General features: G+C 65.6%; 8 protein-coding genes and 6 pseudogenes. 9 read left to right on the top strand and 5 right to left on the bottom strand.

The genetic code is table 11. From position 1 onward, the window contains the following. Positions 1-25 precede the first annotated feature (25 nt). The 3 genes and pseudogenes from OE647_RS10440 to OE647_RS10430 all read left to right on the top strand — a co-directional run. Positions 26-721, top strand: coding sequence for an SIMPL domain-containing protein (locus tag OE647_RS10440; RefSeq protein ID WP_263721662.1), 696 nt, complete (start codon positions 26-28; stop codon positions 719-721). Between the two features lie 82 nt (positions 722-803). After that, positions 804-1,834, top strand: a pseudogene (locus OE647_RS10435) (IS110 family RNA-guided transposase). Between the two features lie 318 nt (positions 1,835-2,152). Then, positions 2,153-2,894: pseudogene (locus OE647_RS10430) on the top strand (IS5 family transposase); the annotation flags it as partial. A 54-nt stretch (positions 2,895-2,948) separates the two neighbouring features. On the opposite strand, the pseudogene OE647_RS10425 reads toward OE647_RS10430, so the two are convergent. Continuing rightward, positions 2,949-3,202: pseudogene (locus OE647_RS10425) on the bottom strand (IS5/IS1182 family transposase); the annotation flags it as partial. A gap of 28 nt (positions 3,203-3,230) precedes the next feature. Here OE647_RS10425 and OE647_RS10420 point away from each other — a divergent pair. Both OE647_RS10420 and OE647_RS10415 read left to right on the top strand, forming a co-directional pair. Continuing rightward, positions 3,231-3,790: pseudogene (locus tag OE647_RS10420) on the top strand (IS5 family transposase); the annotation flags it as partial. A gap of 41 nt (positions 3,791-3,831) precedes the next feature. Beyond that, entirely contained in the window at positions 3,832-4,020 is a 189-nt protein-coding gene (locus OE647_RS10415) for a hypothetical protein (protein WP_263721661.1), read from the top strand. Between the two features lie 296 nt (positions 4,021-4,316). On the opposite strand, the gene OE647_RS10410 is transcribed toward OE647_RS10415, so the two are convergent. Continuing rightward, entirely contained in the window at positions 4,317-5,981 is a 1,665-nt protein-coding gene (locus tag OE647_RS10410; protein ID WP_263721660.1) for a winged helix-turn-helix domain-containing protein, read from the bottom strand. A gap of 462 nt (positions 5,982-6,443) precedes the next feature. On the opposite strand from OE647_RS10410, the gene OE647_RS10405 reads away from it, so the two are divergent. The 3 genes from OE647_RS10405 (at position 6,444) to OE647_RS10395 (ending at position 8,776) form a co-directional block, all read left to right on the top strand. Continuing rightward, positions 6,444-6,962, top strand: a complete 519-nt coding sequence (locus OE647_RS10405) for a hypothetical protein (protein WP_263721659.1) — start codon at positions 6,444-6,446, stop codon at positions 6,960-6,962. Between the two features lie 212 nt (positions 6,963-7,174). Beyond that, on the top strand, positions 7,175-7,576 hold the full coding sequence (locus OE647_RS10400) for a hypothetical protein (RefSeq protein WP_263721658.1): 402 nt from the start codon (positions 7,175-7,177) through the stop codon (positions 7,574-7,576). 9 nt (positions 7,577-7,585) lie between these two features. Beyond that, the gene (locus OE647_RS10395) at positions 7,586-8,776 is read left to right on the top strand and encodes a hypothetical protein (RefSeq protein WP_263721657.1); all 1,191 of its coding nucleotides are present in this window, start codon (positions 7,586-7,588) and stop codon (positions 8,774-8,776) included. A gap of 24 nt (positions 8,777-8,800) precedes the next feature. Here the strand turns inward: OE647_RS10395 and OE647_RS10390 are convergent, their stop codons facing one another. Continuing rightward, positions 8,801-11,155 carry a transglutaminase domain-containing protein gene (locus OE647_RS10390; protein ID WP_263721656.1) on the bottom strand — a complete coding sequence of 785 codons (2,355 nt, stop codon included), beginning with the start codon at positions 11,153-11,155 and terminating at the stop codon, positions 8,801-8,803. A gap of 14 nt (positions 11,156-11,169) precedes the next feature. After that, positions 11,170-16,785 (bottom strand): VWA domain-containing protein, encoded by a 5,616-nt coding sequence (locus OE647_RS10385; RefSeq protein WP_263721655.1) that lies wholly within the window; start codon positions 16,783-16,785, stop codon positions 11,170-11,172. 180 nt (positions 16,786-16,965) lie between these two features. Between OE647_RS10385 and OE647_RS10380 the strand changes: the two are divergent. Then, a pseudogene (locus tag OE647_RS10380) lies at positions 16,966-17,088 on the top strand (DDE-type integrase/transposase/recombinase); the annotation flags it as partial. Positions 17,089-17,265: 177 nt separating this feature from the next. On the opposite strand, the pseudogene OE647_RS20195 reads toward OE647_RS10380, so the two are convergent. Then, positions 17,266-17,442: pseudogene (locus OE647_RS20195) on the bottom strand (DDE-type integrase/transposase/recombinase); the annotation flags it as partial. Between the last annotated feature and the right edge of the window lie 73 nt (positions 17,443-17,515).

Here is a 17,515-nt window from a genome sequence, read left to right as displayed (position 1 = left end):
ATCCGCAGAACCAAAGGAGGTTTTCATGCGCCTATTGCCCTTGTTCTTTTCCGCCCTGCTGCTCGCGACCCCGGCCTTTGCCGATGAGGCCAGGCCGGTCATTTCCGTCACCGGTGAGGGGGCGGCAGCCGCCCTTCCCGACATGGCGACCGTATCGCTCGGCGTGGCGACCAGCGGGCCGACGGCGCGCGACGCGCTCGACGCCAACAGCGCGGCCATCGCGGCGGTTCTGGCGCGGCTGGCCTCGGCGGGGATCGAGGAGCGAGACGTGCAGACCAACGGCCTGTCCCTGGGGCCGGTCTATGACTATTCCTCGTCGGGCGAGGGTCGGGGCCCGGTGCTGACCGGTTTCCAGGCCTCCAACATGGTCACGGTGAAGGTCCGCGCCCTCGATGGGCTGGGCGCGCTCCTCGATGCGGTGGTGGGCGAGGGGGCTAATACCGTCAACGGCGTCTACTTCGGGCTTGAGGACGCCGAGGCCAAGGGGGACGAGGCGCGGATTGCGGCCCTCGCGGACGCGGAGCGCAAGGCGAGCCTCCTGGCCGAGGCCGCGGGGACCCGTCTGGGCCGGATTGTCGCGATCAGCGAGGGCCGCGTGGCCATGCCGATCGGCGGCATGGGGGGCGTCGCGTTCGAGCGCGCCGCCGCGCCGGTGCCTGTCGCCGCGGGGGAACTGACGGTGTCCGCAAGTGTCTCGGTCACCTGGGAACTGCTCGACTGACCGCGCGTTGATGGTGTGACTGCCCCCCGACGGCATCGGTGTGCCAAGGTGGGTCTGCGATGATCCACAAAGGAGAGCGGTCCTGCCGGAGATGATCACGGTCGGACTCGATCTGGCGAAGAATGTGTTTCAGGTTCACGGGGCTGATGCCTCGGGCCGCACGGTGCTGTGCAAGAAGCTGAGGAGGGACCAGGTGCTGGCGTTCTTCGGCCATCTTCCGCGTTGCATTGTCGCTATGAAAGCCTGTGGGGGGGGGCGCATTTCTGGGGCCGCGAGATCGGCAAACTGGGCCATGAGATCAGGCTCATCCCTCCCGCTTACGTGAAGCCTTTCGTCAAGCGCCAGAAGAACGACATGGCCGATGCCGAGGCGATCTGCGAAGCGGCGACGCGCCCCACGATGCGCTTCGTGCCCGTGAAGAGCGAGGAGACCCAAGGCGCGGCGATGGTCTTTCGCATCCGTGAGCTTTTGATCCGGCAGAGGACCCAAGCCATCAATGCCTTGCGAGGGCATCTGGGCGAGTTCGGGAAGATCGTGCCGCAGGGCGCGGCCAACGCGTCAAAGCTGATTGCAATTGTAGAAGCCCCAGAAAGCGGTCTGCCTGCCGATGCCATCCCCACGCTCATGGTGCTGGTCGCGGCACTGATGCAGCTGGAGGCTGAGATCGGCAAGCTTGATGCCGAGATCGAGGGGCGCGCGAGGAAGAACGAGGTGGCCCGCCGGCTGATGACGGTGCCGGGGATCGGGCCGCTGATCGCCACGGCCCTCGCGGTTCTGGCGCCGCCGCCCGAGATGTTCCGCAAGGCTCGGGATTTTGCGGCATGGCTTGGCCTCACGCCGCGGCAGCACTCGACCGGCGGCAAGCAGCGGCTCGGCACCACCACAAAGATGGGGGAGCGCTCGCTCCGGCGCCTGCTGATCATCGGTGCGAACAGCGCCATCATCAAGCGCCACGTCCACGCCGCGGCGCGGCCGGGCACCTGGCTGGGCGGGATGCTGACGCGCAAGCCGCCGATGCTGGTGCGCGTGGCACTGGCGAACAAGATGGCGCGTATCGTCTGGGCGCTGATGGCCCGGGGCGGCATCTACCAGTCTCCGACCGCGGCGGCATAAGCCGACCGTCGGTCGAGAGGACGTCGGAGCGAAAGAGGACAACGAGCGGCTTGGCGCAACGGTCATGAGACGGGATCAGAGGAACCAGTCTGCAACAAAGTGCCATTGAGCACGCGGCGTTGATTTGGGACCTGATCCGCGAACTCCGTGCGGACCCGCGGCATGACGATGGCCGCATCTGAGGCCGGATACATGTCAGCACCCGACAGCGCGCCAAAACAGCTCAAAATCCCTCTTGCGCATGGGGCGGTTATACATGTTGCAGAACCCAACCGTTGAAGGATTCACATCGGGAAACCATGCGGTTAGAGGAGCTGGATGAGCAAGACCAAGCCCGCCCGCTCCCGCACGACGAACTGGTCCACCTACAACGATGCGCTCAGGAAGCGCGGGTCGCTGCTGATCTGGGGCGACAAAGAGATGGCCTGGCTCGCGCCGCGTGCCGGGCGGCCTGGACGGCCAGCGGTGTTTTCCGATGTCGCCATTCAATTCTGCCTGTCGATCAAGGCCTTGTTCAAGCTCCTCTCACGTCAGGCCGCCGGGATGGTGGCCCGCCTGCTCAAGATGGCGAACCTTCGGCTGGGCGGTGCCTGGCTACACCACCTTGTGCCGACGACAGAAGACGCTGGCCGTCCAGATCCCTTGTCGGCGCGCTGATGGCCCTCTGACTCTGCTGGTCGACATCGAGCCGGTAAGCGCCACCGGTTCGAGCGAACCGGCGAGGGACATCAAGTTTATCGGCGATGGCGAATGGCAGGCGCGCAAGCACGGCGCGCAACGACGACGCCAATGGCGCAAGGTCCATCTGGCCATGGACCCGGCCACCTCCGATATCCGAGCGGTGGAGTTCACCTCCAGCAGTGACGGCGACAGCCCCATTCTGCCGGACCTGCTCGACCAGATCCCAGAAGGCGAAGACATCGGCACGGTGACTGCCGACGGGGCCTATGACACCTGCCGCTGCCATACTGCCATCCTCGACCGCCCTGCTGCTCCGATCATCCCCATCCGCAAAAACGGGCGCCCCTGGAAAGAAGACTGCCCGGCAGCGATTGCCCGGGGCATTGTCGCAGAAAGGCGGCTTGAGGCGCGACAGCCCCTTTCCCCTACATGTTCAGGCGACGCGGACGATCTTGGCGGTGCCGAGGCGTTGAAGCGGTTCATTAGGGCGATGCGGATGTGGATCTCAGCGGTCTGGCGGTCGGGGGCTCTTGTGGCGATGCCTTCGCCGAAGGACTTCAGGCAGCGCATCTTCGCCTCAATCCGGCTGCGGGCGCGGTATCCGGTCCGGCGTTTCCAGAACACCCTACCGTAGCGCCTGGTGGCGGACAAAGTTTCGTTCCGGGCGATTGCAGCTGGGCAATCTTCTGTATCGACCCAGCGGAATCTGCTCAGGTTAAAGGCCGAAGGTGAAGGGGGATGGAATGCCCGCAAGCACGGCGGTGCGAAACGACGTATCTGGCCCAAGGTACACTTCGGGATCGACGAGGAAACGCTGGAGGTCCGGGCGGCCGAGATCACGGGCAGCAACATTGGTGCTGCGCCCGTGTTGCCAGAACTTCTGGACCAGATCCCGCCTGATCAGGAGATCGGTAGGGTCACCGCCGACGGCGCCTATGACACCCGAAAGGGCCACGAAGCAATTGCCACTCGAAACGCCGCCGCTGCCATCCCGCCCCGCAAAAACACCAAGCCATGGAAGCCGACGAGCCCGCGCGCCGTAGCACGCAACGAAGCTATGCGGACGCAAAGTACCTGGGCTGCGCTATCTGGCGACGATGGAGTGATTATCACCGCCGGAGCCGTGTCGAGTCCAAGATGAACTGCATCAAGCTGCTTGGTCGGTCATTGATGGCTCGAGAATTCGATCGCAAGGTCGCGGCGATGCAGGTTCGCACCGCCGTGTTGAACGGCTACACCGCGCTTGGCATACCCGTCACAGTGGCCGTAGGTTAAATCCGTCCGGGGGAAGGGGAAGCCCGGATCTTAGCCGATTTGTGCAACAAGGTCCGCTGGCGACGCTGCTTGCGCTCGCGCTCAATATCATCCTCAAAGCAGGGGTGGCCAACCACGCCTCCACTGGGCTCAAGATCGACGAGACGCTGAACGAATACGTGACGCGCTGCGTCTCCCGCCAAGGGGCGAGCTGGGGGGCGCGCGGCGATCGACCGGGCCGCGCGCAATAGTTCGCGGCGCTACGGCTGCAACGTCAAGCTGAACACGGTGCGGGAAATCGTCTTCGACTTCGAACACTGAGGTGAAGTCTCTGCGGGATGGGGAGTACCTGCCCGCGGCGACGGAAACATCCAGGAAGAGGATTTGCTCACGGGCAGGTACTTCGTGATCTCGTCCGGAGGCGGAAATGCCTTCGGGTCCGACCGCCGCGTCCGGCACGCAACCCAGCCGGCCGCGCCATCATCGACCGTTCCCGTCTAAGTGGTGATTCTAGCAGAATTGTTGTAAGCGGCCAAAACGCCCAGGCTCAGCGTTGCACCAGCAGCGCCATCAGGTCAGGACAGGCGCGGGCAACCTCGTCGGGGACGATCCCGGCGCCGAACCGCCGTATCAGCAGCTTGAGCAGTGAGTGCATCAGCCTGTCGCGGTGAACCGGGTTGCTGAACTGCCGTGCCGAAAGATAGTAGGTATACATCAATAGCCCCCGGGCCCGCGCCCGCGTCAGCGCCAACGTCGCGGCCTTCGCGCGAAAGGAGAGGTTCTCGGGGTCAGCGAGCACTGGTTCGAAGAACAGCGCGATAAGCGGCGACAGCGCGTAAAGTTCCTGCTTGGTGCTTTTCAGCCGGTCGTAATCCCCCGCCGCAACCAGGGCTTGGCATTTGATCGCCAGCTTGTAGCGGTGCGCGGCCGAACCGGGCTTGACGAGGTTGAGCGCCTGATCAAAGCAGGCCACGGCGGAGTCGAACTCTCCTCCAAAGGCGCGAAGCTGGCCGATCACTGTCAGCGACCCGGCGACGGACATGCATCTGCGATAGGCATCCTCCGCGATCTCGCGGGCAAGGCTCGAATAGCCCCGGCCCAGGAAATGCAGGAGCTTGGCCGCGGTGATCAAGTATTCCGGTTGATCGTAAATAGCCGGAAGCGCTTCGAGAACCAGAGCCTCGATCGCATCTTCGTCCTCCGCCCGCTCGTCCACGCCATCCGTGAAAAGCTGGTAGCTTGTAAGCACATATTTCGTATGGAGGTGGGTCGCGTACAAGAGCTTGAGCGTTGGGTCGTCCGGGTTCGCCGCGCGCAGGGCTTTCAGGTGCCCTTTGGTTTGCTTCCAGTAGGCAATGTTCCGGGCCTCCTGTATCGAGACGCTTCTTTGCAGCTTGTGATTGCTGTCGGTAGCCTGGCCAGGATCGACATCCCGGAACGAGGTCGCGTTGTACATCGCCAGGGCCAGCGGACCTTCCGCCTCAGGACGGATGGCCAGTGCGTGCCAGGATTCGCGCGCCAGAAAGGTTGCGAGGGCGGATGCGGCCGCCATGTTCGGGTCGCAGACCGTCTCGCTGTCCAGGGTGACGCGGCGCACGGCCAGAACCCGGCCCGTGCGAAACTCCCGCGAGGTGGCGACGCAGTTGATGGTCTGCGCCTCCAGAAAGAATGTAAGCTCGAGCGAACGCGAGGTCACGCGCCCGGAAAGGTTGGACGTAGCCGGGCAGTCGGGCGCGAAGACGGCAACCTGTTCGGGCAGCAGATCCGACTTGACCGCCCTGTAGAGGGCGTTCGCAAACTGTTCGGCCAGGCCACGAAACTGGCCGATCTGGTCGAGGCCGCGGAGCGGCCCGATAATGAAATCGGCATCCACGAGGTCGACCGCCGGCGCATCCGCCGGGGCGATCCAGACATAGCCCTCACCGTAGCGGGTCGCGATGTACTTGGGATCGCGGGCGTCGTCGCAAAGCTTGCGCCGCAACCGGTTGATCAGGAAATCGATCGCCCGGTCGTTGCTTTCAGATCCTTCGCCCGCCACCGCATCGAGCAGCCGGGCCCGCGTCAGAAGGCGATTGCCGTTCTGGGTAAGAATCTCAAGCGCGCGCGCCTCAGATCGGGTGAAGCTCACGACCTCGCCCTGGGCCAAGACGGCTGAGGAATAATCGGGCGCGAATGTGATTTTGCCGGATCTTGGAATGTCGTCTATCTTCATGTCCCCCCCGGGGGAATCGTCTGGTTCTATCCGCTGAGCTTACCGCCGCTTGGGGAACGGTCAAACGGAGGTGACACCTGTCCGGGAAGAACCGAACCGCGATGCGCGCATCCGCGCATCCGCGCTGCGAACGGCGGTGGGGCTGCCCGCTTCATCACCCGCCGACCGAACGGGCCATATGCGCCTCAGACATTCTCCGAGGTATAGATCTCGAGCCCCAGGGCGACGCGTTGGGCGCCGCTTTCGGGTCCGCCGCGCTTAGCGCGGCATCGACGTCAGCCACGAGGCGGTCAGTTTGTGGCGGCATCGGTTCGGTCCGATGCTTGCCGGCGATATCGGCGTCAGAAAAGTCCGGTTGACGCCGATATCGCGATGGATCGGGTGCCAGACTTGGACTAATAGAAAAATCAGGGCGCTCGGTGGCGGCGCTTCGTTGGATTAGCAACTCGGGATCATCCTACCGTGCGTCTCTTCTTCATTGTTATAGCGTTTTTTTCTCAGGTGAATGTCGCGATTGCAGCCGACACCTATGGTGAAATCAGGGCCACGCTGAACGGCGAGGACCGGGTCTGGTACATTCTGGGCAGCGAGGGCAGCAGCAACAGCGACTGGACCCAGCTGGTGCGCACGATGTTCGATGTCTCCCTCTGGGGATCCGCCGAAGAGGCCGATCCATATTACGTGCCCGGGGCCCTGCTTATTGATTTCAGCGCCCTCGGGTCCGAAGACGATTGGGACGCATCCGAAATCGAAGTTCAGTACCTCGAGAATGGCTACGTCAGCATGTATCTGGCGAATGACGACGAGGACTCGGCAGTCACGATCGACGACTTGCGTGTCGAAGACGGGACCATGTTCCTGAGCGGATCGTTCTATTCCAATGTCTATTACCGAGCGAACGCGATGTCCTTGGAGACCGATCGCTCTAAATCCATCGTGATCAAGGGGACTTTCCGGGTGGAGTTACCTGAACAGGAGTGAAGGTCTGCCGAGGTGCCCGGCATCCGCCGGATCTTTCGAGGCTCTGCCCGGGCGAAAAGCACCCAGCCACGAGTCCCCCCGCAGTCAGGTAAGGATCGGTCATGTTGAGAAAAGCTGCTGTCATTGAGGCGACTACGCCGGTCAGGGGATCTGCACAAGCGAACGCAAGACTGGACGCCAGAACCTCCGCGCGGCGTGGGTGGGGCTTGTGGATGGCTGTCTGCGCTGTTCTTTGCACGGCGCCATCCTTGCCGGTATCGGCGGGCACGGAAGAGGTCTGCGCCGATCTTGGGGCTCTTGTAACTTTGGCTGACAAGGTTCTGACCAAGGCCGACAGCGGGGCCGAAGTCGGCTCGGTCGATCTCGGGCGGGTGAGGGTGGCCGCGCTCAAGGCAGGAAAAATGCTGGGACTCGCGGCGGCCGACTTTGCCGATCCCGATATCTCCGAACCGCTCGCCGAGCTCGACCGTGTCTACGGGGAGCACGATGGTGTGCGGCTTTCGCCCACCGAGGCCACCGACCTTCTGCGCAAACAAGCGCCAGTGATTGCCGCCAGCCTTTCCGCCAACTGTCCGGGTGCGGTGATTCCTGCCCGGTTCGCAACGCTTCAATAGGATATGTGCATGACTTCCGTCGATCTGATCGATCCTCGCATCAGGGCACATCTCACGCCGGACGAGCGCGTCCTCTGGCAGGGGGCGCCGCGCCCCGACACCTTCTTTTCTCCGGCACAGACCGCTCCGGCGATTTTTCTCGCCTTCGGTGGCATCGCGCTCGGGCTCGGTCTTCTCGATGGCTTCATTCCGATGCTGGCAACGGTCACCGGCGCAGCGAAGGTCGTGCCGGCGCTGGCGGCAGTGGCGGCCGGCGGACTGAACCTCTGGACGAACTGGCAACGGCGCGGGGCGCTTTGGTCCTACGCGATCACTGATCGCAGGATCCTGTCGGTACTGGGCCACAAGCTGATCCGCTCGGTCCCCGCCGGCGCTTTCGCGCCCGAGGATGTGAAGGTGGATGGCACGGTCGTCTTTTGGGGCGAGATGCCGTGGGACAAGGACATGCAGCATTCGGTGCCCGAATGGATGCGGCGCGGTCCCGACCGTCCCAAGATCGGGTTCTACGGACAGAGCGATCCGCAGGCGGTCCGGCAGCGCATCCTGGACTGGTTGTCGGGCATGACGGATGCGGCGGTTGCGTCGGGCCAGGCCTATCTCGCGAAGGATGATGCCCCGGCAGCCGATGCGGTCGCGCCAGCGGGCGTCGCGGACGGTATGGCCGAGCGGGGAAGTCACGTTCACCGGGAAAGCGGCATTTCGGTGGACCTTCCCGAAGGCTGGGACGTTTCCGCCTGGACGAAGAATGACGGACCGCTGAAGGTGTTCGGTATCACCCTGCTACCCAGGTTCATCCGTGAGACGGAGCGCAAACCCTACTCCGTCGGAGCTTCGTGGAACGCGCTGCTGGCATCCGGCGCGCATGATGCTGGCTTCGCCCTGACGATCCAGCCAGGACCGCTGACCCTGACGCTCGACACGGTGCGGAACGACCCGTGGTCTGCCGCGGCCAATCTGGAACTGCTCGAAACCGTCCCGAACGACGCGCGCCCGGGCGGCTATCGCGGGTTTTCGATCCGTCGGCTGGTCAAGGGCGGCGGATCGCTCATGGATTTCGGAACGGTCATGGGCGATGTGGAGCTGCACCAGATATGGCTCTCGAACGGGAAGTACCGGATCGAGGCCACGGCCCTGTCGCCTCACGGGAACGCGACGCTTGCGGCCGTCGGCGACAGTATCGCGGCCTCGCTGCGCGGCTGATGCGGGCCGTCGGCCGGGTGGTCGCTATGGCTTTTCGGCCGTAAGGCCGCCGCAGCCCATGTAGGTCGGGTCGATGATCCCGCCCGGGCCGACCACGTCGTTCGGGTCTATGTCCTTCTCCATGGGATTGATGCGGCAGTTGTAGTGCTCTTCCTTCCGCTCCGGCTCGAAGAGCGCCTTCTTGGCGTCCCGCACAAGTTCGATTGACCCGCACATCCGGGCCGTTGCCCCCCCGAAAGCGCCGCCGACAATGCCGCCCATGGCCAGGCCACCGACGTTGTTCAGGTGCGCTTCGACCAGGCAGCAGGCCTTTTCCTCCGTGCTGCCCCATTGTTCGCAATCGGCGTATTGCTTGAGGGACTTCACGAGGCTGTAGGCGGTCAGGATCAGGTCGGTGACATACTCGGTCACCTCCGATCCGCGGCCGTCCGACAGCATCCCAAGGGTATTTCCGGTCTGTGGATCGACGCGCCACCACGCGGAATACTCCAGCCCCTCGGGCCGGGCGACTGGGAGCAAAGCCACGAAGCCCGCTTCCAGGTCTTGCGCGAGCGCGGCCTTGGCGGAGGGGTCAAGCGGTGCTGCCTCGGTCTCTTTGGCGGCCCGCAACCAGTCAAACCCGATCCCCTGCTGCTTCGCGGCGGCGAATACGGACATCGTGCCGGTGCCGGAGGCGGGATCGCCGGCAATGGGATCGACGAGGCGCTCCGCCATAGTGTCCCAAACGCCGGCCCGCAGCACGGCGGCGGGATTTGGCACAGGGACAGCCCCGGACAGGTCGAGAGCCATCCGGGGATTGGTCACCACATCGACCGAGTGGAACACCGTCGCGTCCCGGCTCAGACCGTTGCGGATGACGATGAGTGCGGGCGCGTTCCGATAGACGAGGTCCGCGCCGAGAGATCCCGTCGCCCGGTCGAAAAGCCGGAAAAGCTCGATATGCGCAAGGTCGGGCGCGCCCGGCCAGTCACGGGGCGAGATCGCGACCTGCCTGTCCTCGAAAGAGGCAAGAAAGACGTCCCAGAGCGGTTCGGTCTCGATCAGGCGGTCATAGGCCCGCAGCGCGGCGTAGTCGCCGGAGAAACGTCCCGTTGCGACCATGGCGCTGTGGTGTACCGTCAACTGCGCGATCAGCGCATTGCGGCGGGCGTCCGCATCCAGATCCTCGGGCAAGGGGTCCAGCAGGGATCGCCGCCAGATCTGGCGCTGGCCGCCGGGTGCGGTGAACGTATAGGCAATCCAAACTCCGGTCAGCTCTCGTAAGTCGCCATCGCCGGCGTCCGCCTTGCCGAAGCTGAGGTCGCTCAGCGCGTTTGCGGCCCTTTCGGTCGCATCGCCGATCGTCTTGAAGAACGCGCTGGCACCGAAAGCATCCATGCTGAGCGCGCCAGTGTCCACCGTGTTCCCCGTGAGGTCAAAGGACCTGACGCCGGGCACGCCGGCAAGCACCGGCGTGAAGATCGAGGCGCTTTCCAGCGCCGTAGCCATCGCGTCCGAAGAGCGGTCGAGCGTTACAGTATTCGGCGCGTTGTAGATCTCGATCAGCACGCCGTCGAGGTTCGCCGCGGGGCGCGTGTAGGGTCCGGCCACGGTCGTGACCGTGCGCTTTTCGCCGACACGTTGCTCGATCTGCATCTCGATCGTGACGGTGTGAACCTTGTCCTCGGGGACCGCGCCGCTGGAAAAGCCTTCCGACGCGACCGCGGGAGGGGTTTCGAAGAACGGATAGAAGGCCTGCCACTCGTCGTTCGGGGCCGTCCGGTATTCCACCCAGGCGTAGGCCGCAGCGTCCGCTTTCAGCGAAGCCACGGCATCGGGTCCTCCAATCTTGATGCCCGCCGCGTCCAGTTCGCCGACAAGCCAGCGGGCCTGTTCGGCCGCGTAGGCGAAGGGTGCGCTGTCGGCCACCGGCGGGGTGTCATCCTGGGGTAGCGCTGCGCGCGGGCGGGCCTGTGCCAGCAGCGCCTCCGCATCTGCGGCGGTGAGGCTGCCGTAGTGGATGCGCGTCTGGAAACCGGAATCACCCAGCAGCCGGGCCAGCAGAACCGCCGTGTCGAGCGCATTGCCCGCCCGCGACCTGAGCGTGCCGTCCGCCCCGCGCAGTGCGCCGGCATAGGGCTCGTAGGCGATCTCGCGCGAGACGAAGCCAATGATCTCATCGGCGTCCCAGACCGCCGCTTCGAGCACGGCGTCGAGGTCGAAGGCGATGCGGTCCAAAGCGTTGCGGTCTTCGCGGACGTCGTCGATCAATGCCCGAACCCGCGCCTCAAGGTCGGCAGCCGCGCTTTGCGCAAATGTTGCGCTGCCGGGCGACAGCACCGCCATGGCCGAGGCCAGCAGTCCGATTGCCAGTTTCTTGCCGACAGTTGATGTGCTCATGGGGCCTTCCTGTTTCAGCGGGTCGGCGGGACAAGCCCGCTTCCGTTTTGGTAAGTCAGATCGAGGACCTCGGCCGGTGCCAGCTTGACCGTTATCGGAGCGCCGCTGGCGACGGCACGGGGGATGATTTCCAGCTGTCCCGCGGGCACGATCACGTCTTCGCCCGGTGATATCCGGCCGACCAGTTCCTGCGTGCCGTCAATGTGGTGGCGCACGATGTCGAACCGGGGCGTGAGTGCACCCGAGATCGCCTCGGCCAGGGCTTCCGCGCTGCCGGCGTCGAAATAGCTCCCGCCACCGGCCTGCGCCCAGCCTGCGAAGGTCTGGGCCAATACGGCATCGTCGATGGCAAAGCCGACGATGTTCACCCGGATGTCGAGCCCCGAGGCGCGAAGCGCCTCGACGGCCGCAGCTGGGTCACCGTCGCAGGTCTCCTCCCCGTCGGTCACAAGCACGATGACGCGCGGTTCGCTGGCGTCCCGCAGGTCCTCGGCCGCCGACAGAAGGCTCGCTGCGATGGCCGTTTTCGCCAGGTTGATGGCTGGCACATTGCCGATGCTGCGCGCCGCCTTGGCGGGGTCGAGCGGCGCCAGCGGCAGTCGAAGTTCGTTGAGGCAGGCGTCTTCCTTCAGGCCGAAGGCGCGGAAGGCGAAGGGAATACCCGGCGGCAGGACGTCCGTCACCAGATGCTTCAGCGCATCATGGGCGACCTCGATCCTGCGCCTGCCGTCGATCCGGCCCAGCATCGACCCCGAAGCATCGAGGATCACCTCGACCGCGCCGGCCGGCGAGGCATCCGCGTCGAGCGCTTCGATCGAGAGCATGGCTTCGCCTTCCGGTTCGGAATACGGCTCCAGCATCGCGATCAGGCGATAGGGCTTGGGCGCGCGGAACAGGGCCGCTGCCATGTCCAGGCCATCCGCCAGCCCGGCCGGACCCGTCACCCGCAGGAAATGGCCGCGATTGACCGTCGCCCAGTCCATCATGATGGCCGCATTCTGCCGGTCGTTGCTGTCGATCGACAGGGAGACGACGCGGGGATGCGCAGCCAGCAGCGCGGGCCAGAGGTCGCGCTGATAGCCGGCCTCGGCATCGGTCAGCACGACGATACCGCGCGCGCCATCGCGCGTCTTGAGCGCGCGGGAGGCGATCATCATCGCGTCTTCGGCGGCGCTCGAGTCATCGGGGGTCATGTCGCGCAGGGCAGGGGCCACCTCTTCGGGCGACACCGCAAAGTCCGGGAGCATCGGCCCGGCCGCGCCGAAGGGCAGCAGGTTCAGGGCATCGCGCCCAGGGACCAGCGCCTTGGCCCAACTGCGGACCGCTGCGACGGTTTTGGGGATGTAGGGAGAAACGCTGCCCGACGTGTCCCAGGTGATCACCACGGACCGCGGCGGCTCGAACACGCGCAGCAGGTAGGCGCCGGGGACCAGCACCGCGGAATAGGTCCGTCCGCCGGTCTGTGACGCTGCCAGCGGCACGACGGTGCCTTCCGGTGTTTGAAGTTCGGGAACCACCTCGGGGACCGCCGCCGCGAAGGACAGGGTCAGTTGCTGCGGCGGTCCTTCGGGTACGAAGACCCGCCACCAATCCTCGTTCCGTTCTATTTGCGCCGAGGACGCGATCGCGACACCCGTCGGAAGGTCGACTGCGGCGGCTGGCGAAGCGCCCCCAACCGGCAGTGCGTGGGTTTTGGTCGCGGCACCGGACACCGCCTCGAAGGCGGCGCGCGGCACGTCGTCTTCCCAAAGCGCGAGGACAGAGGTGCCGCGCGCTTCCAGCGCCTCGATCGCATCCGGGCCTGTCGCCTTTGATGCCCGGTCGGTCGCGAAGGTCAGGCGCAGGAACCTCGCCCAGACCGGGGTCTTGAAACGCAGCTCGGCGCGCTCCTCGCCAATCGGCGGAGCGGGCAGCAGGCCGATGTCGGTCCACGGGCCGCCGGGGCTGTCGGTGCTGACCTCGACACGCGCGGTCTCTATCCGGGCCTCGTCGGCGGGGTGTCCGACCCACACAACGGCGTCGAGCAGCGCGGCCCGGTCCTGGTGGAAGCCCAGCACGACCGTTTGCGCCCCGTTCTCGGCCTTCCACGGCGGGTTCGACTGGCGGTCCCCGGCGACCAGAATGCCCTTGTTCCAGGCCCCGTCGAGGCTGGGGAGGGCGTAGATCACATGGCCGCCGAGGGCTTCGTTCGCAACATTCACAGGCGGCAGCCCTTCAGGGTGGGCGCCCGGCGTTGCGATGGCCTGAAGCTCCTGCACCTGGGTGTCGTTGCATTTCAGGTTGCAGCTGGGGAAGGTCGCGCGAAGATAGGCGGCCTGGCGCGGCCGGTCGAAGACCACATATTGCGGCGCGTGGATGGACTCGAGCGCCATGCTGGCCGCCATCTGCCAATCCGTGCCGTTCACCGAGATCTCGAAGACGGCCTCGGCCGGCCAGCGTTCCGTCCCCGCGGTGGCGCGCAGCTGAACCATCGCGCCGGCAAGTTCGGCCGGGGCCGCGAGGCGCAGCACCACCTGGTGGTCAATGGTCGGCGCCGCGGTGTGCGGCGCGAGACCATCGTGAAGCGGCGCGAGCCTTTCCTGTGCGCGGTCATCCAACGGCTTGCCTGCCGCTTCGACGACGCGCGCGCCCAGCCCGAAGTGAAGCATGTTGAGCCCGCCGCGAAGCGCGTCGGGTGCGTGCCAGTAAGGGCCCGGATTTACCGGGATCGCCCCGGCCACGACGGGGACCGCGGTCATCGCCGCTGCGAAGTCGTCTGCCGCATCGGCGCGCAAAATGATGTGCGGGTCCGTGACGGGGGTGGCCCAGGGGGGAAGCGTGACCTCTATCGTCGCTCTTGCCGATGCACCGGGCGCCAGAATGAGCGTTTCGGTCGTGATCGCCGCGTGCCAGCCCTCATCGGTCGCCCGCACCGAAAGGTCGAGGGCCTGTTCGGTTTCGCTGGTATTGGTCAAGGTCGCGGGAAAGGCCAGGCTCTGGCCCATGTCGTTGTAGGCCGCGAGATCGGGTGGCGCGTCGAAGGCGATCCCGATCGGAAGCGCGCCGGTCGGCTGGTGCGCGGGCGCCTCCCTTGCCAGGAGGTCCACGATCCCGGGCGCCGGGGGCGCCACCGGTTCGCCGGCTGGCGCGTCTTCTTCGTGGACGGTGAACGGCGCGGCTGGACCCATTTCCGCCGGGCGCCTCAGGTGCGCCGTGGTGAAGAGCGCGCAGGTGACAAGCTCCCCTTCGACGAGGGACGAAAATCGGCCGCGCAGCTCGGCCTTGCCCCGTGCTCTTAGCCACGCCATTCCGGCCGGTCTGATGTTTCGCACATATTCCGCGCCGCCGATCTGCACGAGGTTCTCGCCGAGAGCCGTGCCATCGGACGACCGGCAGCCGGCAAGCCCGGCGGTGCCGTCGGGCAGGTCGAGCGCGAGGGTTGGTTGCCTTGTGTCGGGGCCGATTGCGAATTGCACGGCCTGGCCCGGTTGCAGCATCGCAGGCGCTTCCGTCAGGCTGGCCGCGGGCCAGGCGTCCGGCGGGAAGCGGATCGCGCAGTCGTAGTGCGAAAGACCCCTGCCGCTTTCCATCGCCAGCCGCAGCGCACCGCCCGTCTCTGGCGTATAGGCGAAGCCCATGAGCCCCGCGCGCGCGTCGGTGACCAGATCACCGGTCAGCTCTCCCTTTCTCAACCGCCAATCGTAGACGCGGAATTGCATCGCCTCGCCGGTTGTGTCGCATACGACAATTCCGTCACCCGAACCTTCGGGAAGCGGCACGAGGTACTGGTCGTCGTGGTCGAAACCTCCGACCGACGAAGCGACGTCGCCCGTTCGTGGCAGCGCGCGGGCCGCCGCGGGGGCATCATCGGGTTCGGCATCCGCCAGCGCAGGCAGACGGCTGAGGTTCAGGATATAGGTGCTCCACGCGGAACCGCGCTGCGCTGCAACGCGAACCGTCCACTCGCCTCCCGGCAGCCGGGCGCGATAGCGGTATGTCGGATCCTCCGGGCCGAAGGCGATGTCGCCACCCCATTGGCGGCCGTCACGGAACAGCCTTGCATAGGTCGCGCCTTCTGGCGGCGGGGTTATTGCGATCTCCACATCCGCGGCCGCGGCAAGCGTGAAGAGATAAAGGTCTTCGTCGGTGGAATGGTGAAAGGTCCCGCGCGCCGGCGTATCGAAGCGCAACAGGCCGGCGGTCAACCGCGTGTCGTTCGGTTCGCTTTCCCAACCCGCGGGGCGCGGGCCAAGGTCCATTACCTTGAGGGCGTAGTCCCCATCAGCCTCGACTTGAACGCGGTAGGTTCCGGGGACAAGCGCCAGCCCGTCCGCCGTCGTGCGCCGGTCGTCGGCTGTGAGGCCGACGATCTGCTTGCCCTCATGGTCGCGAACTTCAAGCTTGCGCGCATCGAGGGCGATCACGCGCCAAAGATGGTCCTCGGTATCGTCGGGCACGGAGAAGGAAAAGACGTCCTGATCATCCGGCAAGGCGGTTCCGCGGACCGCGCCCGAGGCCGGCAAGGGCATCGCCACGAGGTCGGTATCGTTCGGCTCGACCTCGCGGCCGGCCGCCGGCGCGGCGGCGGTCCGCACGGCGATCCGGTAGGGCGCGGGATCCGGGGTCTGGTCTCGCCGCTGTATTTCAAGCCGGTAGTCGCCGGTCGCAAGCTCAAGCTCTGGCATCGTGATGGCGCCGCGACGCGACTCCCGCGTCAGAACCTTGACCGGTCGTCCATCGACGTCACGCGAAAGGACAGCAGTGAATTTTGGCCACAGGGCGTCGCCGCCAATGGATATCTCCAGCGACTGCGGGGCGCGAAGGGAGAACTTGAAGATATCCGTGTCGCCGCCCAGCAGAACCCCGGTCGCACCGGTATCCGGGTCGAGCTGGTTTGGATCGCGGTCATTCGGCTCGGCCTCGTCGAGGTTGCCGGCGAAGGCCGCGACGCGCAGCAGGACGAGCGGAGGCCTCGCCGCACCCGGATCGGGCAGCGTGACGCGAAGTTCGGCTTGTGCGCCACCTGTCCAGGGATACAGCCCCCCGGGCGGAAGCCGTTGGCCGTCGAGCCGGGCTGACAGGTCCAGACCGCCTTCGCCGACGACTTCGATGACCTGCGGCCCGTCCCCGATCGCAAGCTGCAGCTTCAGATCCTTGCTCTCCGGGGACAAGAGCCAGGTGCCGCCGCTTGCCGTTTGCCCGGGCGCGCCGCGCGTCGGCGCAGCGCTTTCGTAGGCCAAGGCAAGCTCGGCGGCTTCTGTCCCGCCGGGGGCGACGAGGTACCGCCGACCGGCGGCCAACAATACCGGGCCTATCCGGGCGGACCGGGCGTTGCTGGCGTCCTCGCTGAGGACGACGGGCCGGCTCCGGCCGTCGTAGCCCCCGTCCGAGGTGGGGAAATACATCAGGAACAAGCTGCCTGGGGTGGAGAGATCAAGCGAGTAGAACCCGTCCTCGGCCACGCTGATCCATGCGAAGGTGCCCTGCGCCATCGCGGCCGTGTCGAGCGCAAGCCGGTGGCCGGGTATCAGCGAAGGCGCGCTGTCGAGAACGGCCTTCTGCGCCTGTAAACGGTCGTCGATTCCGGCGGCAAAGGCCGGTAACCCGCAGGCCAGAATGGCCGCCACGAGCAAAGAACGTATGACCGCCATTTTCGATGTCACAGCCAAAGAAGTATCCCCCAACCACGATTGGTAACGTCGCAATGCGGGCAATTCCAACGGAATCGCCTTGCGCTTTGTTTCCCGGCTCTGTCAGAGGGACTCGGCTTGAGCCAGGCAGATGGCTTTTGCAGCCCCCAAGATGGCCCAGCTCTCGAGGGTATGAAAACGAGCCGCTGGCAATGGCATCTCGACGAGACCTTCGTGAGGATCAACGGCGAACGGCACTATCCGTGGCGGGCCGTGGATCACGAAGGTGAAGTGCTCGAAAGCTTCGCTGCTAAGAGCCGGGACTGAACACCTAGGTTCTCGAATACTTGTTTGGTGAACTTAGGAGCATTCGTTCGTGGCACCAGCATCGAGTCGACAACGCTCCGCATCTGCTCCCGTAGCACGCCGATGAGGTTTCCGCCGGTGTGCTGCTCCATAAGTCTCAAAGGTGCTGGCAGACAAATGCGAACCAGTCTCCACAAGGACAGCGGGCCTGTCCTTATGCCGCGCAAAGACCTCGCCTTCGTGATCGACCGCGCGCCACAGGTAGTGCCGTTCACCGTTGATCTTCACGAAAATCTCGTCGAGATGCCACTGCCAGCGGCTCGATTTCATGCCCTCGATCCGGCGTTTTCGGATCGCGGCCTCTCCGACCGGCCACTCTTCAAGCAGATCCGCGCCGCCGCCCTCGCCGAATAAGGGGCAGTGTCTCTGCCCTTGTGGAGACGGG

It is taken from the genome of Albidovulum sediminicola (genome assembly GCF_025751575.1).
Classification (GTDB): Bacteria; Pseudomonadota; Alphaproteobacteria; order Rhodobacterales; family Rhodobacteraceae; genus Albidovulum; species Albidovulum sediminicola.
This window is presented reverse-complemented; position numbering and strand designations above follow the sequence as displayed.

What these genes read in the sequence shown, in the direction of transcription:
- OE647_RS10440 (WP_263721662.1), top strand. Translation starts at nt 26, where the DNA reads ATGCGCCTATTGCCCTTGTTCTTTTCCGCCCTGCTGCTCGCGACCCCG.
- OE647_RS10410 (WP_263721660.1), bottom strand. Translation starts at nt 5,981, where the DNA reads ATGAAGATAGACGACATTCCAAGATCCGGCAAAATCACATTCGCGCCC.
- OE647_RS10400 (WP_263721658.1), top strand. Translation starts at nt 7,175, where the DNA reads ATGGCTGTCTGCGCTGTTCTTTGCACGGCGCCATCCTTGCCGGTATCG.
- OE647_RS10395 (WP_263721657.1), top strand. Translation starts at nt 7,586, where the DNA reads ATGACTTCCGTCGATCTGATCGATCCTCGCATCAGGGCACATCTCACG.
- OE647_RS10390 (WP_263721656.1), bottom strand. Translation starts at nt 11,155, where the DNA reads ATGAGCACATCAACTGTCGGCAAGAAACTGGCAATCGGACTGCTGGCC.
- OE647_RS10385 (WP_263721655.1), bottom strand. Translation starts at nt 16,785, where the DNA reads ATGGCGGTCATACGTTCTTTGCTCGTGGCGGCCATTCTGGCCTGCGGG.